The 706-nt window shown below is 77.5% G+C and carries 1 protein-coding gene; it reads left to right on the top strand.

The features are described 5' to 3' along the window. On the top strand, nucleotides 1-706 hold a 706-nt coding region (locus ACYVE7_RS35155), incomplete at both ends, for a hypothetical protein (protein WP_460371011.1).

Raw genomic sequence — 706 nt, 5'->3', positions numbered from 1 at the left:
CCGGCGCTCCGCCGCGGGCGGCCGCACCTGGTCGGGGCCGCGCGCCGCCTGCCCCTACGCCGGGGTGCTCGGCGCGGCCGGGGGCTTCGTGTTCGCGCCGCACGACCCCGCGGGGAAGCTCCGGTGCAGCCCCGACGGCGGGGTCTGGCACGCGTGCGGCCGGATCGGCGGCGGCCCCGGCTCGACCCTGGTGCGCCTGCACCGGGACTCCTCGCTCGACGGGCCCCGGCTCGTCGCCGAGCTGGAGCCGGAAGGGAACTCCGGCAGCCGCTTCCTGGTCCGCGCGAAGACCGGCTGGCGGACCCTCGCGTCCTATCCCGGTGGTTTCACCCCGGAATCGTCGGTCGTCGTCGCCGGGGACACGGTCTCGGTGGGCAGCGGCACCCAGGCAGAGGACGACAGCTCCCAGCAGCTCGTCATGCGGGCGGCCGAAGGCCGGACCGGCCACCGCGTCCCCCTCGAAGGGGTCCTCGCCCCGGCCCCGTTCCGCTCCGTGTCGAGCGCGGCCACCCACGAGGGGCTGACCGTCGCCGTCGGCGGCGCCGACTCCGGCAGCGTGATCCTGACGACCGGCGACGGAACCACCTGGACTCGGCGCGCCGAGGCGCAGAGCTGGACCCTCAGCAGCGTCGCGCACGGGCCGCACGGCTGGGCGGCCGTCGGCGGCGACACCGTGCTGACCTCCGCCGACGGCCTCACCTGGACG

It is taken from the genome of Actinocorallia lasiicapitis, from assembly GCF_054778695.1.
Note: the sequence above shows the minus strand (reverse complement) of the source record. Positions and strands in the feature narration are given on the sequence as shown.